The sequence below is a fragment of the Actinomycetospora sp. TBRC 11914 genome (assembly GCF_012933465.1).
Classification (GTDB): Bacteria; Actinomycetota; Actinomycetes; order Mycobacteriales; family Pseudonocardiaceae; genus Actinomycetospora.
This window is the reverse complement of the sequence record NZ_JABBND010000017.1, coordinates 67,044-81,197: the sequence shown is the minus strand read 5'-3', so window position 1 is coordinate 81,197 and position 14,154 is coordinate 67,044. Positions and strand designations below refer to the sequence as shown.

At 74.8% G+C, this 14,154-nt stretch carries 14 protein-coding genes; 8 read left to right on the top strand and 6 right to left on the bottom strand.

The features are described from left to right. Positions 1–136 precede the first annotated feature (136 nt). Positions 137–1,534: a hypothetical protein gene (locus HH311_RS23155; protein WP_169186052.1), complete on the top strand. Its 1,398-nt coding sequence runs from the start codon at positions 137–139 to the stop codon at positions 1,532–1,534. Positions 1,535–1,566: 32 nt separating this feature from the next. Here the strand turns inward: HH311_RS23155 and HH311_RS23150 are convergent, their stop codons facing one another. Continuing rightward, positions 1,567–2,685, bottom strand: coding sequence for an NAD(P)/FAD-dependent oxidoreductase (locus HH311_RS23150; protein ID WP_169186051.1), 1,119 nt, complete (start codon positions 2,683–2,685; stop codon positions 1,567–1,569). Between the two features lie 77 nt (positions 2,686–2,762). On the opposite strand from HH311_RS23150, the gene HH311_RS23145 reads away from it, so the two are divergent. After that, positions 2,763–3,461 (top strand): TetR/AcrR family transcriptional regulator, encoded by a 699-nt coding sequence (locus tag HH311_RS23145; protein WP_169186050.1) that lies wholly within the window; start codon positions 2,763–2,765, stop codon positions 3,459–3,461. A gap of 97 nt (positions 3,462–3,558) precedes the next feature. On the opposite strand, the gene HH311_RS23140 is transcribed toward HH311_RS23145, so the two are convergent. Continuing rightward, positions 3,559–4,359 carry an endonuclease/exonuclease/phosphatase family protein gene (locus HH311_RS23140; RefSeq protein ID WP_169186049.1) on the bottom strand — a complete coding sequence of 267 codons (801 nt, stop codon included), beginning with the start codon at positions 4,357–4,359 and terminating at the stop codon, positions 3,559–3,561. A gap of 95 nt (positions 4,360–4,454) precedes the next feature. Here HH311_RS23140 and HH311_RS23135 point away from each other — a divergent pair, with 95 nt between their 5' ends. Beyond that, positions 4,455–4,880, top strand: a complete 426-nt coding sequence (locus HH311_RS23135; protein ID WP_169186048.1) for a PPOX class F420-dependent oxidoreductase — start codon at positions 4,455–4,457, stop codon at positions 4,878–4,880. Between the two features lie 71 nt (positions 4,881–4,951). Here the strand turns inward: HH311_RS23135 and HH311_RS23130 are convergent, their stop codons facing one another. Beyond that, positions 4,952–5,101 (bottom strand): CsbD family protein, encoded by a 150-nt coding sequence (locus HH311_RS23130; protein WP_169186137.1) that lies wholly within the window; start codon positions 5,099–5,101, stop codon positions 4,952–4,954. A gap of 110 nt (positions 5,102–5,211) precedes the next feature. Next, positions 5,212–6,279 carry a nitrilase-related carbon-nitrogen hydrolase gene (locus HH311_RS23125; protein WP_169186047.1) on the bottom strand — a complete coding sequence of 356 codons (1,068 nt, stop codon included), beginning with the start codon at positions 6,277–6,279 and terminating at the stop codon, positions 5,212–5,214. 85 nt (positions 6,280–6,364) lie between these two features. On the opposite strand from HH311_RS23125, the gene HH311_RS23120 reads away from it, so the two are divergent. Then, positions 6,365–6,622 carry a DUF2630 family protein gene (locus HH311_RS23120; RefSeq protein WP_312030347.1) on the top strand — a complete coding sequence of 86 codons (258 nt, stop codon included), beginning with the start codon at positions 6,365–6,367 and terminating at the stop codon, positions 6,620–6,622. A gap of 1 nt (position 6,623) precedes the next feature. Here HH311_RS23120 and HH311_RS23115 read toward each other — a convergent pair whose 3' ends face one another. Further along, entirely contained in the window at positions 6,624–7,952 is a 1,329-nt protein-coding gene (locus tag HH311_RS23115; RefSeq protein ID WP_169186045.1) for an NAD(P)/FAD-dependent oxidoreductase, read from the bottom strand. 95 nt (positions 7,953–8,047) lie between these two features. Here HH311_RS23115 and HH311_RS23110 point away from each other — a divergent pair, with 95 nt between their 5' ends. After that, positions 8,048–8,683, top strand: coding sequence for a TetR/AcrR family transcriptional regulator (locus HH311_RS23110; RefSeq protein ID WP_169186044.1), 636 nt, complete (start codon positions 8,048–8,050; stop codon positions 8,681–8,683). A gap of 1 nt (position 8,684) precedes the next feature. Here the strand turns inward: HH311_RS23110 and HH311_RS23105 are convergent, their stop codons facing one another. Further along, positions 8,685–9,209 (bottom strand): PadR family transcriptional regulator, encoded by a 525-nt coding sequence (locus HH311_RS23105; protein ID WP_169186043.1) that lies wholly within the window; start codon positions 9,207–9,209, stop codon positions 8,685–8,687. 95 nt (positions 9,210–9,304) lie between these two features. Between HH311_RS23105 and HH311_RS23100 the strand changes: the two genes are divergently transcribed. From HH311_RS23100 to HH311_RS23090, 3 genes are read left to right on the top strand one after another with little or no spacing between them, the layout of a single operon-like run. Then, a complete protein-coding gene (locus tag HH311_RS23100; RefSeq protein WP_169186042.1) occupies positions 9,305–10,915 on the top strand; it encodes a class I adenylate-forming enzyme family protein in 1,611 nt (536 codons plus the stop codon). Continuing rightward, on the top strand, positions 10,912–13,371 hold the full coding sequence (locus HH311_RS23095) for a xanthine dehydrogenase family protein molybdopterin-binding subunit (RefSeq protein ID WP_169186041.1): 2,460 nt from the start codon (positions 10,912–10,914) through the stop codon (positions 13,369–13,371). Before HH311_RS23100 ends, HH311_RS23095 begins: the two co-directional genes overlap by 4 nt. Further along, a complete protein-coding gene (locus HH311_RS23090) occupies positions 13,371–14,150 on the top strand; it encodes an enoyl-CoA hydratase/isomerase family protein (protein WP_169186040.1) in 780 nt (259 codons plus the stop codon). The genes HH311_RS23095 and HH311_RS23090 overlap by 1 nt, the downstream gene beginning before the upstream one ends. The last annotated feature ends 4 nt before the right edge of the window (positions 14,151–14,154 follow it).

Below are 14,154 nucleotides of genomic sequence, written 5' to 3'. Positions count from 1 at the left end.
TCTCGGCGGTGTGACGTCCCCCGCGCCAGCCGCGGCCCGACGAACTCACAGGTGTCGAGCAACGGAGGGAGGGCAATCCGCCCGAGGTCGACCCGACGGCCGCCACACCACCCGTCCGGACGGCTCCGTCCGGGCCGTGTCACGCCTGATGGGGGCTTTCGTGCTCGACGAGCGCCGCAAGACCGTCCCGTGCGACGACCACGCCGACGTCGTCGGCGACCGCTATCGCCTCGGCCCGGTCCTGCGCCGCTCCCCCGGGTGCTGCGCGCACCGCGCGTACGACGGCCTGCTCCAGCGCACGGTGAGCGTGACGCTCGTGGCGGGCGTGCCGGACCCGACGGCGCCGTTGTCGCTCGCGCCGCAGTCGTGGCACGACCGGGGCCCCGAGGTCGCCGAGCTCTACGACGCCGGCAGCGACGGCGACCGCGTGTTCCTCGTGACCCAGCACCCCGACCAGCCCACGCTGGCCGAGACCACCCCGCCCGGCGGGCTCGACGTGCGCGACGTCCGCGAGCTCGGCACCGCCGTCGCCACCGCCCTGCTCCCCCGCCACCAGCACGGTGCGGTGCACGGCGGGCTCGGGGCCGGGACGGTCGCGTGGAGTCCGCGGGGCACCAGCCTCGCCGACTTCGGCCTCCTGCCCTGGCTCGCCCGCTGGGGCGACGTCCCCGTCGCGCCGCCGTTCCCCGCGCCGGAGCAGCGCACCGGGGCGCCGCACGGCCCGGCGTCCGACGTGTACGCCCTCGGCCGGCTGCTCGGCGAGCTCGCGCCGGAGCACGGCCTGCGACCGGGCCTGCGGGGTCTGCTCGCGGACATGACCGCCGAGTCGCCCGCGGCCCGTCCCTCCCTCGACGAGGTGCTGGCGCGGTTGACGACGGTGCCCGCTGCGGTCCGTCCCCTCCGCGCGGCCCGGAGCACCCTCGAGCGGCACGGCCGGCGGGTCGGGCTCGCAGCGGCGGCCTGCTGTCTCGTCGGGCTCGGCGTCGGGCTGGCCGCCGCCGGCACGGCCCCTGCCGAGCCGGGCGCGGCGGGGGCGACGCTCGCCACCGCCGCACCCGCCGCGGCGCCGCCGTTCGCGCTGCACCTCCGGATGCCCGACGACGCGTCGGCCGGGCCGGCGTCGCCGTCGACCGGGTCGGGGTCGGCGGACGCCGTCGACACCTCGCACGTCGCCGACGCCGCGGACCGCGAGCCGTCCGGCGGCCCCGACGGCGACGCGTCCTCGTCCTCCCACGCCGCCTCCACCAGCCGCGGCTCGTCGGGCGCCGCCACGACCCACACCGCGCACCACGCGTCGAGCGATCGCCAGGACCCCGCGCCCGCCCCGTCGAAGAAGCCCTCGACGCCGTCGAAGTCCTCCGGGTCGAACGAGCACCGGTCGCACGGCCTCGGCGCCGTCCTCGGCGGCCTCGCCGTGTCCTCCGGCCAGGGTCACGCCGAGGGCCACGACAGCGCGAAGGACACCAGCTCGAAGGACACCAGCGCGAAGCACGACGGCCCGAAGGACGACGACCTGGGTGCCTTCGGCTTGTGAGCACAAAGTGTCGCTATACCGACCGTTAGTGCTCACGAGGCCGCAGGCCACCCAGCCACCAGGCTCCGCGGCGCATCGTCGCCGAACATGAGCTCGTAGAGCTCGACGCCGTCGGTCGCGGCGGCCTCGCCCCGCGCGAACATCGGCTCCTCGTAGGCGGCGAGAGCAGCCTCGACGTCGTCGGGATGCGCCGCGAGGGCCGTGCCGAGCTCGGCGCCGTCCTCCATCGCGAGGTTGGCGCCCTCGCCGTTGGGCGGCGCGAGGTGCGCGGCGTCGCCGACGAGGGTCACCCCCGCCGCCCGCTCCCACCGGTGCCCGATGGGGAGGGTGTGCAGCGGACGCAGGACCGGCGGCGTGTCGCTGTCGGTGATGAGCGCGGTCAGCTCCGGGGCCCAGCCCGCGAACTCCGCCGCCACCCGCGACGTCGCCGCCGCCGGGTCCTCGAAGTCGATCTCCGCGAACCACTCCCGGGACCGGGACAGGGCGATGTAGGCGTGCAGGGTGCCGCCGCTCTCGTGGTGGGCCTGGATGCCCTTCCCCGGGGCGAGCGCCATGAGCGAGCCGCCCCCGACGACGGCCGCGGCGGCCGGGTGCCGCTCCTCGGAGTCGTGGAGCCAGGTCTCGACGAAGGACCTCCCCGTGTACTCGGGCACCGCGTCGGAGAGCAGCGGTCGGACGCGGGACCACGCGCCGTCGGCACCCACGAGCAGGTCGGTGACCACGGTCGAGCCGTCGGCGAAGGACACCTCGTGACGACCATCGCCGAGCGCGCGCACCCCGGTGACCCTGTGGCCCCACCGGACGGTGCCCTCGGGCAGCGCGTCGAGCAGCAGCCGGCGCAGGTCCGCGCGCTGCACCTCGGGCCGCTCGCCCCCGCCGTCGTCGGGCTGGTCGAGCAGGACCGTGCCGTCCGGCTCCAGGACCCGCATCGCCTCGCGCCCGGGGAGGACGAGGGCGCGGAACTCCTCGGTCAGCCCGGCCGCCTCGAGGGCCGGCTGTCCGTTCTCGGTGTGGATGTCGAGCATCCCCCCTTGGGCGCGCGAGGTCGGGGAGGGTTCGGCCTCGTGGACCGTGACCGGGATTCCGTGGACGTGCAGGACGCGGGCGAGGACGAGTCCGCCGAGGCCGGCGCCGATGATCGTGACGTTCATGGTGAGCTCCTCACGGGTTCTGGAATGTCGTTCCAGCCAAGTTTGGAACGACGTTCCAGACGTGTCAAGATGGAGCCGTGTCACCGCAGGCGCGCCGGTCGGCCCGGCGCACGGAGGCGCTCTCCCGCGAGCGCATCGTCGACGCCGCGATCGCCGTGCTCGACACGGCGGGCGAGGGCGGACTGACGTTCCGCGCGCTGTCCGAGCACCTCGCGACCGGCCCTGGCGCCATCTACTGGCACGTGGCGAACAAGGGCGAGCTGCTCGGCGCAGCCACCGACGCCGTCGTCGCCGCCGCCCTGGCCGCCACTCCCCCACGGACGGCGCCGGACCCGTCACCGCAGGAGCGCATCCGGGCCGTTGCGCTCGCCCTGTTCGACGCGATCGACGCCCACCCGTGGGTCGGCGTGCAGCTGTCGGCCAGCGCGTGGCAGGTGACGACGACGCCCCGGCTCCTCGAGAGCACCGGGCGGCAGGTCCGCGCGATGGGGGTGCCCCGGGCCGAGTGGTTCACCGTGACCTCGGTGCTCGTGCAGTACATCCTGGGCGCCGCCGCGCAGAACGCCGCCAACGCCCAGGTGCTCGGGCCCGACGCCGACCGCGACACCTACCTCGACGACGTGGCCCGCGTGTGGGAGGCACTCGACCCGGAGGACTACCCGTTCACCCGGGTCGTCGGCGACCAGATGCGGGGGCACGACGACCGCGAGCAGTTCCTCGCCGGGGTCGACCTGTTCCTCGCCGGGATCACCGCCAGGTGGCCTCCGGCCTCGTGAGCACTAACTGTCGCTATACCGACAGTTAGTGCTCACAGGCGCGGAGCGCACCTGGCGATCAGCGCGCCGATCTGGCGGCGCCCGCTCGTGGCGGAGGTCAGCGCACCCCGACGGCGAGCGCGCAGTGGTCGGACACCGGCAGCCGGTGCACCGTCGAGCCGGTCGCGGTGACGCCCCGCCCGAGGGCGTGGTCGAGCTGCAGCACCGGCGACCACGACGGGAACGTCGACTCGGCCGCCAGCGACGCGAGCCCGCTCGCCATCCGGACCGGCCACCCACCGGCGTTGAGGTCGCCCAGCAGGACGAGGCGGTCGCCCTCGGCGCCGTCCGAGAGCGCCGCGACGACCCGCCGCAGCTGGACGAGGTTCCAGCCCGGCGCGAACGACAGGTGGGTGCTGACGACCGTGACCGGCCCCCCGGGCGCGGCGACCCGGGCCGCGAGCGCCACCCGCGGCTCGTCGGGCACCAGCACCGGGCGGGGCGGGCGGCCCAGCAGCAGCGGCAGCGCGACCCGCGCGGGCGCCAGCCGGAGGATCCGCCAGGCGGTCACGGGGTGGCGCGAGAGCAGGGCGACGCCGAAGGTCGGGCCGTCCGGGACGGCGGGGGCCGTGCCGGCGTCCACCCAGCCGGAGTCGGCGCCGACGGGCGGTGCGGCGGGCGTCCACCGGCCGGGCTCGCCGGCCATCGTCGGGACGAACCGGTGGTGACCGGCGCCGAGGGCCTGCGCGGCGAGCGCGGTGAGGTCGGCCCCGTGGGAGCGGGGCTGGCCGCGGTCGACCTCCTGCAGCGCGAGCACGTCGACGTCGAGCGTGGCGACCGCGGCGGCGAACCGGTCGACGTCGACGAGTCCGTCCTCGTGCGACCGGCCGTGCAGGACGTTCCAGGTCGCCAGGCGCACCCCGGCGACTACCCCGTCCGGCCCGGTGTCACGTCCGCAGCCACGGTGGCCCGCGGATCCGGGCGTCGAGGTCCGACGCGGAGGAGGATCGCGGCATGACCTCACGCGCCGACCACGACGCCCTGCTCGCGACGAGCCGTCTGGGTGTGCTGGCGACCATCAAGTCCAGCGGGCTGCCGCAGCTCTCCCCCGTCACGCCCTTCTACGACGCCGACGCGGGCACGCTGCAGGTCTCGATGACCGAGGGCCGCGCGAAGACCGCGAACCTGCGCCGCGACCCCCGGGCCGCACTCGAGGTCACCTCGTCCGACGGCCGCCAGTGGGCCGTCGCCGAGGGGTCGGTCACGCTCACCGGACCGGGCAGCGACCCCCACGGCCCCGAGGTCGAGGCGCTGGTCACCTACTACCGGGCCGCGGCCGGCGAGCACCCGGACTGGGAGGAGTACCGGGCGGCGATGGTCGCCGACCGGCGGGTGCTCATGACGATGGCCGTGGAGCGGGTGTACGGCGAGCGCATATAGGTGCGCTGACGCGCCCGTGAGCAGAAAGTGCCGCTATAGCGACATTTTCTGCTCACGGGGCCGGAGGCCACCTAGTTCAGGCGTTCCTTGACCTCGCCGGCCACCATGTCCTTCTGACCGCTGCGCTCGAGCTTCTTGTTGCCCGTGGCCTTCCCGGTCACTTCCTTGGCCTTGCCCTTGACCTGGCGGGACCGGTTCTTGGCGGTGTCGTCGACGCTCATGCACACGGAATTCCCCGGTCGAGCAGCAGGAGTCCTGTTTCGGCGGCGATTGGGCCGATCGCCGCCGGAATGACTCCGTCCGCCGACGGCCGCTGCGCTGGCCGTCGCGCTCAGGACCCGGGACGACGCCACACGTCGCGGTCGTGCATGAGCTCGATCTGCTTCTCGAGGATCTCGCTGCGGTACTCGTCGTGGTGCGGCGGCTTGCGGTCGAGGTAGAGGTTCTTCGGGTAGATCGGGCGCTCGTAGACGATCTGGGCGAGCTCGGTCCGGATGTCCTTGGCCCAGTTGCTGATCTGCGCGGTCGCCCGGTGGTGGCGCAGCGCCTCGATGTCGACGACGCCGCTGACGAACGTCGAGCCGTTGGTGTCGAACTGCGTGCCGACCAGCTGCCCGCGGTGGTTCACGATCATCGAGCGCCCGCCGCCGGCGTCGATCGCGTGCGGGCTGTCGGGGTAGAGGTGGTAGCCGCCGATGTTCGGGGCGACGACGTAGAAGTTGTTCTCGAGCGCGCGGGCCCGGTTGGAGATCTCGAAGACGTCGTTCTCGGTGAACGGCACCGGCAGCGAGGCGCGGTAGACGACCTCGGCACCGTTGAGCGCGAGGCCCCGCCCGTTCTCCGGGTAGCTGCCCTCCATCGCCATCATCACACCGAGCCGGCCGATCGGGGTGTCGGCGACCGGCCAGAACGCGTCGAGCGTGCGGCCGTAGCGCTCGACCCACCAGTCGAAGACGTCGTGCGGGGACACCGACCGCTCCACCGGCAGCAGCGCGTTGAGCTTGTAGTGGACCAGGAGGAGCTCCTCGTCCGGCGAGATCACGAAGCCGGCGTTGAAGAACAGGTCCGGCCACTCGGGGTGTCGCACCTTCGCCTGCGCCATGACGTACACGCCCCACTGGCGGGCGAGGCGCCCGAGCCGCTCGGTCTCCGGGCCGGGCACGTCGATCGCGCAGTGGTGGGCGAACTCGACGTGGTCGACGTCGAGGATCTCGTCGTTGAACCCCTGCAGTGCGCCCTCGGGGATGACCAGCAGCTTCACCGGGATGTCGAGGTTCGACAGCCAGAACGCGGCGGTGGTCAGCGACTCCAGGTGCTCGAGGTTGTGTGCGATGTCGGCGCGCTCCCGGATGCCCCAGAAGGTCGGGATCAGTCCGACGGCGTTGTACGGCTCGACCATGGTGGCCTCCGGCCTCGTGAGCACTTTCTGGGGCCATAGCACCAGAAAGTGCTCACGAGCGCGGAGCGCACCTAGGGTGGACGCCGTGACCGACGACGAGCCCCGCACCGAAGCCGAGATCGCCGAGCGCATCGACGCCAACGCCGCGGAGGAGCACGAGATCCGCAACGGCGCGCACGGCGGGCTGAGCGAGGAGGACCTGGCCCGGCTGCGCACCCTCGAGATCGAGCGCGACCGGCTCTACGACCTCAAGCGCCAGCGCCAGGGCCGCCGCGACGCCGGCGAGGACGAGGCCGAGGCCCACGAGCGCGACGCGGCCACGGTCGAGAACTACCGCCAGTAGGTCAGGCCGGCACCGGCGCGCCCCGCAGGACGGCGACGAGCTCGTCGCGGCTCGGGCCCTCGTCGCGCGGCGGCCGCCACCCACCGCGGTAGACCGCGGCGGCGAGCGGCTCCACCGCGTCGAGGCACTCCGGTCCGGCGAGCATCGCGAGGTAGGGCGGGAGCGCCGGCCGGATCGCGGGCTCGACGGCCGCCGCCGCCATCACCAGGTCCGAGGGCAGCCGCTGGTCGAGGTCGATGTCGTGGCCCGCCCACCGGTCGAGCATGGCCGCGTCCATGCGGACGTGGTCGGCCACCCACGGCCGCATGGCCGTCTCGCACCACGCGTCGAAGCCGACGGCGACGTCGGCCGGGTCGGCCCCGTCGTCGAGGCGCCGGAGCAGCTCGCGGGCCTGCAGCAGTGAGGTCGTGATGCCGCGGCCGAACATCGGCGTCGTCGTGGCCACCGCGTCGCCGACGGCGACGAAGTTCGGTCGGACGCTGCCGTCGGGCGCCGCCTGGCCGCGGTAGTGGTTGACGAGCGCGCCGCCGACGAGCACCGGGGTGATCGGCTCGGCGCGCTCCGGGTCGGTCCAGGTGTCGAGGCCGGGGATCGCCCGGCAGGCCGCCTCGAAGGCGGGCCCGTGCCGCAGCAGGGCGAGGCGGGGGTCCGCCGTCGGCCGCACGATCAGCACCGAGAAGATCCCCTGCTCGTGCCGGAAGACGATCACCTGGTAGCCGTCGAACTCGGCCTGCCAGGCCAGCGGGTTCGTCATCGGGCCCGGGTCGGCGCCCGGGAGCAGCCGGTACTGCCGGTCGACGTAGGCGACACCCGCGTGGCCGCTCAGCGCCGGGGCGGCCCGCAGGTCGCGGGTCGCGCGGCCCGACCGTCCCGATGCGTCGATGACGAGGTCCGCCCGCAGCTCCACGCCGTCGACGCGCAGCCCGCGGGCGCGCGACCCGTCGAGCACCACCCCGTCGACGTGGCCGCGGCGCAGGTCCAGGCCCGGGGTCCCGACGACGGCGGCGCGCAGCGCGCGCTCGAAGGTCTCCCGCCGCGAACGCATGCCGCCGGGGAGCGTCCGGCCGTCGTCGAGCGTGAACGTGATCGGCTCGGCGCCGGCGGCGACCCACCTGCCGTGGGCCTCCGGGAGCTCGGCGCGGAGGGCCTCGCCGACCTGTGGGCGGAACCCGTGGGCGTGGTGGAACTGCATCACCCCGCGCCGCGCCCACCCGCCGTCGGGATCCGGGCCGGCGTCCCGGTCGACCGCCGTGACCCGGTGACCACGCCGGGCGAGCGCGGCGCCGAGGAAGAGCCCCGTCGGGCCGGCTCCGATGATCGCGACGTGCATCCCGTCCTCCTGACCGCTATGTTCGTTGCACCGAGAGTGCAGTCGATTTGCGGCCGCCGTCAAGACACACTTCGTCCCGACACCGGGAGGACACGGTGAGCGAGCGGCGCCCCTACCGGTCCGAGCTGCGGACCCGGCAGGCCCGGGCGACACGGCGGGCGGTCGTGGAGGCGGCCACCGGGCTGTTCGTCGCGCGCGGCTACGCGGACACCACGCTCGACGCCGTGGCCGCGGCCGCGGGGGTGAGCCGCCGGACGGTCGTCAACGCCGTGGGCGGCAAGGCGGCCCTGCTGTCGCTGGCGTGGGACTTCTCGCTGGTCGGCGACGACGAGCCGGTGCCGATGGCCGACCGCCCGGCGGTCCTCGCGATCCGCGCGAGCACCGACCCGGACGAGTCGGTGCGGCTCTGGGCCGAGATGGCCGTGGAGGTCGAGGAGCGGGCGGCGCCGATCGGGCGCGTCCTCGAGGCGGCCGCGGACGTCGACGCGGACGCGGCGGCCCTGCTCACCAAGGCCGCCACGGAGCGCCTCGAGGGGGCGCGGGCGTTCACCGCCCACCTCGCGGCGATCGGCGGCCTCGCGCCCGGCGTGACGGCCGAGCGGGCGGCCGACGCGTTCTGGGCCCTGAACGACGGCACGCTCTACCGGCGCCTGGTGCTCGACCGCGGCTGGTCGGCGGCGGCCTTCACGGCCTGGCTGACGGCGCAGGCCCGGGCGTGCGCCGGACGGTGACTCAGTCCTCCAGCAGCGAGGACCAGAACCGCAGCGCCGCGTGCTCCATCTCCAGGCCGAGCCGCAGCGTGATCATTCGCTTGGCGACGGCGTCGAGCGAGGAGTAGCGCTCCTGCATGTCCTCGTACACCGCGATGCGCTCGCGGTGCGCCGCCACCTGCTCGCGGGCCAGCCGCTCGACGTCGCCGGGGTCGCCGACCTCGTTGAAGAACAGCTTGAGCTCGGCGATGTCGCGCATCTGGAAGTGCTCGGGCGTCGGCTCGGCGAGCCACGCCTTGAGCTCGTCCCGCCCCGCATCGGTGAGGCGGAACGTGCGGCGTCGCCGGCCGCCCTCCTCGGTCTCGGCGTCGAGCAGGCCGAGGTCGACCAGCCGCTGCGGCTCGGAGTAGAGCTGCGCGTGGGGGAAGTGCCAGAAGTAGCCGATCGACCGGCCGACGGCCCGCTTGAGGTCGTACGACGTCGAGGGTCCCCGCAGCGCGATCGTCCCGAGGACGACGTAGGAGGTCGGGGACAACCGCTCGGCCACCTCCCGGACCCTACCGACCCTTGCCTTCGAACCCTACGGTCCATACAGTCCGATCCGGACGGTATGCAGCGGAGCATGATCGTGGAGGCGGCCCGGTGGACCTGGCGACGGCGTGGAGCTGGACGGTCGAGCGCTACCCCCACCGGCGCGCCGTCGGCGGCCCCGCCCCGATGACGTGGGCGCAGTGGGACGCCCGCACCGCCCGCCTCGCGCACGCCCTCGCCGATCTCGGGGTGCGCCGCGCCGACCGGGTCGCGCTCGTCCTCACCGGCGGGGAGCCGGCGGCGTCGCTGCACCTGGCCGTCCAGCGCCTCGCCGCGGTGGCGGTGCCGCTCTCGACCCGGCTGGGCCACGGCGAGCTGGTCCACTGCCTCGCCGACGCCGCGCCCACCGTCGTCGTCTCCGACGACCTGACCGCCGAGCGGGTCGCCGCCGCGACGGCCGACGAGCGGGTGCGCCCGCACACCCACCGCCACCTCGACGACCTCGAGCGGCTGGCGGCGGCGGCGCCCGACGCGCCACCCGGCGGTGCGCCGCGCCCCGACGACGTCAGCGTCATGCTCTACACCTCGGGCACCACGGGGCGCCCGAAGGGCGTGCCGCGCACGCACGCCGCGGAGCACGCGGCCGCCGTCGCGCACCTCCTCCAGACCGGCGGGCGGCCCGGCGAGGTGACCCTCGGCGTCATGCCGCTCTTCCACACGATGGGCCTGCGGACGCTGCTCGCGACGGTCCTCGCGGCCGGCACCTGGGTGCCCCAGGCCCGGTTCGACGCGGCCGAGGCGGCCGAGCTGGTCGCTACGGACGGCGTCACCTCGCTCTACCTCGTCCCGACGATGTTCTGGTCGCTGCTGCGGGAGGACCCGACGCTGTCGCGGTTCCGCTCGGTTCGCCGGCTCGCCTACGCGGGGGCGGCCATGGCCCCGGCGCTGGCCGAGCGGCTGGTGGAGGCGCTGGCGCCGGAGTCGTTCGTCAACCACTTCGGCTCCACCGAGGTCTACACGTTCTCGATCGGCCCGGACGTCGCCGCGAAGCCCGGCTGCGCGGGACGGGCCGGGGTATTCGGCCGGCTGCGGCTGGTCGACCCGACGCCCGGTGCCTCCCCCGACGCGCTCGTCGGGCCGGGCGAGCAGGGCCAGGTCGCGGTGTCGATGGCGAGCCCCGAGGCGTTCGCCGGGTACTGGCGCCGGCCCGACGCGACCGCGAAGGCCGTCCGCGACGGCTGGTACTTCACCGGCGACCTCGCGGTGACCGACGACGACGGCGACCTGTGGGTGGCCGGCCGCGTCGACGACATGATCAACTCGGGCGGCGAGAACGTCTACCCCGACGAGATCGAGGCGGCGCTGGTGCGCTGCCCGGAGCTCGCCGACGTCGTCGTCGCCGGCCTGCCCGACGAGCGCTGGGGCCAGGCGGTGACGGCGTTCGTGGTGCCGGCGCCCGGGGTGGGTGCCGACGCGGCGGTGGCGGCGGCGGACCGCTGGGGACGGTCGGCGCTGCCCTCGCTGCACCGGCCGAAGCGGGTGGTGGCGCTGTCCGAGGTGCCCCGGTCGGCGGTCGGGAAGACGTTGCGGCGGGTCCTCGTCGCGGGCGAGTACACGCCGTTGGCCGACTCCGCCGTGCCGTCCCCGCGCGAGGGGAACCCTCGGTCGGATAGAGCAGCCGAATCCTCCCCTCGCGCCGAAGCATCGGAGACCGGCCGATGAGCGAGCCCACCTGGACCCCCGCCCGCGACGAGGACGCCGCGCTGGTCAGCGGCACCGGCGCGTTCCTCGACGACCTCGACCCGCTGCCCGGCACCCTCGTCGCCGCCGTCGTCCGCAGCCCCCACCCCCACGCCCGCGTCCGCGGCGCCGACCTGGAGCGCGCCCGGAACCACCCCGGCGTCGCCGCCGTCATCGGCCCCGACGAGGTGCGCGCCGCCGTCCGGCCGTTCCCGCTCTCCACCGCGACGCCGATGCCCTACCTCCCCAGCGCCGTGGACACCGCCCGCTACGTGGGCGAGCCGGTCGCCGTCGTCGTCGCGACCGACCGCTACGTCGCCGAGGACGCCGCCGAGCTGGTCGTCATCGACTACGAGCCGCTCGACGTCGTCGTCGACACGCGCCGCGCCCTCGAGCCGGACGCGCCGCTGCTGCACGACGAGGCCGGCACCAACGTCGCCACCGACCGCACCTTCGCCTTCGGCGACGTCGAGGGCGCCTTCGCCGCCGCCGCCCACACCGTCCGCGGCGAGTACACGTTCCCGCGCTACTCGTCGGTGCCGATGGAGACCTACGGCGTCGTCGCCCGCTGGAGCGAGGACGCCGACGGGCCGGCGGTCCAGGCGTGGGCCAACTTCCACGGCCCGTTCACGATGGTGCCGGTCGCGGCCGGCGCGCTGGGCCTCCCGACCAGCCGGTTCCGCCTGCACGTCCCGGCCGACATCGGCGGGAGCTTCGGCATCAAGTCCGGCATCTACCCCTACGTCGTGCTCATGGCGCTCGCGTCGAAGCACGCCGGGCGACCCGTGCGCTGGACCGAGGACCGGATCGAGCACCTGCTCGCCAGCTCGTCCGGCGCCGGACGGGTCATGGCGTTCGAGGCGGCGGTGTCGGAGGACGGCCGGGTCGCGGCCCTCCGGGCCGACCTCGTCGACGACGTCGGGGCCTACCTCCGCCCGCCCGAACCGTCCACGCTCTACCGCTGCTTCGGCAACATCACCGGCGCCTACGACGTGCCCGCGGTCGCCATCCGGGCCCGCGCCGTCGTCACCAACCGCGCCCCGACCGGGCTCAACCGCGGCTTCGGCGGCCAACAGCTCTACTTCGGGCTCGAACGGCTGATGGACGCGGTGGCGACGACGACGGGTCTCGACGTCGCCGAGGTCCGCCGCCGCAACCTCGTCCGGACCTTCCCCCACCGCACCCCGACCGGCGGGCTCTACGACTCCGGCGACTACGCCCGCGCCCTCGAGATGCTCGTGACCAAGGGCGGGTACGACGAGCTGCGGGCCCGGCAGGTCGCCGCGCGCGAGGCGGGCGCGTACTACGGCGTCGGGCTCGCGCTGGTGGTCGACCCCTCGGGCACCAACATCGGCTACGTCGGGCTCGCGACGCCCGCGCAGGACCGCACGCCGGGCCGCGACAAGTCCGGCTCCACCGAGATCGTGCGCGCCTCGGTCGACGTCCAGGGCGTGGTGACGGTGCTGCTCGGCTCGGTGCCGCAGGGCCAGGGCCACGCGACGGTGGCCCGGCGGGTCGCCGCCGACCGGCTCGGCCTGCCGGTGGAGCAGGTCCGCGCGCGCATCGAGATGGACACCGCGACGACGCCGTGGACGGTCACCTCCGGGAGCTACTCCTCCCGGTTCGCCCCGCTGGTGACCAGCGCGGTGATCGCGGCCGTCGACCGGCTCGCCGAGTCGGTGCGCGGGGCGGCGACGGTGCTGCTCGGGCTCGCACCGGACGCCGCGGCCCGGCTGGAGCTCGCGGACGGCGAGGTGCGGGACCCGTCGTCGGGAACCTCCTGCCGCTTCCGCCACGCGGCCGGGCTCATCCACTGGGACCCGGGCTCGCTCCCGGCCGAGGTGCCGGCGAGGACCAGCGCCGAGGGGGAGTTCCGCCCGCCCGAGGCGGTCGCGGCCACCGCGGAGGACAGGATCAACTCGTCGCTCTGCTACGGCTTCGTCGCCGAGATGGTCGGCGTGCGGATCGACCCGGACACCCTCGAGATCACGCTGGACCGGGTCGCGAGCGTCCACGACGCCGGCACCGTGCTCGACCCGGTGCTGCTCGAGGGCCAGGTGCTCGGCGCGCTCGTGCACGGGCTCGGCGGCGCGCTCTACGAGGAGTTCCGGTACTCCGACGCCGGACAGCCGCAGTCGGCGACGTTCCTGGACTACCTCTGCCCGACGAGCGCCGAGACCGGCTTCGACCTCGTCTCCGACCACCTCGAGTCCCCGTCGCCGCTGACCCCGCTCGGCGCGAAGGGCTGCGGGGAGGGCAGCTCGATGAGCCTGCCCGTCGCGATCGCCAACGCGGTCGCGGACGCGCTGGCCCCGGCCGGCGTCGTGATCGACTCGCTGCCCCTGCACGGCGAGGCGCTGTTCCAGCGCATGTGCACGGATGTGGTCGCTCCGGCGACCACATCCGTTCACGTGCCCGACGAAGGAGGGCTCCCCTGATGGCACTGACCGGCGGCGAGGTGCGGCTCGAACGCTCGCACGACGGGCGCGTCGCGCACCTCGTGCTGTCCCACGGCCCGTACACGGTGATCACGTGGGAGATGCGCTCCGCGGTCGCGGCGCGGTTCGCCGAGATCGACCGGGACGACGACGTCCGGGTGGTGCTGGTGCGCTCCGACGGCGAGCACTTCTCCTCCGGCGGCGACATCGCCGGCTTCATGGAGGTCGACCCGATCGACTTCACCGACCTCGGCCACGAGGTGACGGCCGCGTCGCGCTCCCCCAAGCCCGTCGTCGTCGCCGTCGACGGCTACTGCTTCGGCGTCGGTCTCGAGCTCGTCCTGTCCTGCGACATCCGGCTCGCCACCGAGCGCAGCCGGTTCGCCCTCCCGGAGATGAACCTCGGGATGATCCCCGGCTCGGGCGGCACCCAGCGGCTGGCCCGGCTCATCGGGCTGTCGCGGGCCAAGCACCACGTCATGACCGCGAAGCGGATCACCGGCGCCGAGGCCGCCGACTGGGGCCTCGTCGCCGAGCTGCACCCCGACCGCGAGGCCCTCGACAAGGCCACCGACGCCCTGCTCGACAAGCTGCTCGGCTTCTCCCCGATGGCGCTGCGCACCGCGAAGGAGGTGCTCGACCGCGGTGTGGACGCGCCGCTGTACTCGGGCATCGAGCTGGAGCGCAAGGCGTACGCGATGCTGCGCTCGAGCCACGACTTCGCCGAGGGCGTCGCCGCGTTCACCGAGAAGCGCGCGCCGCACTTCACGGGGCGCTAGACGT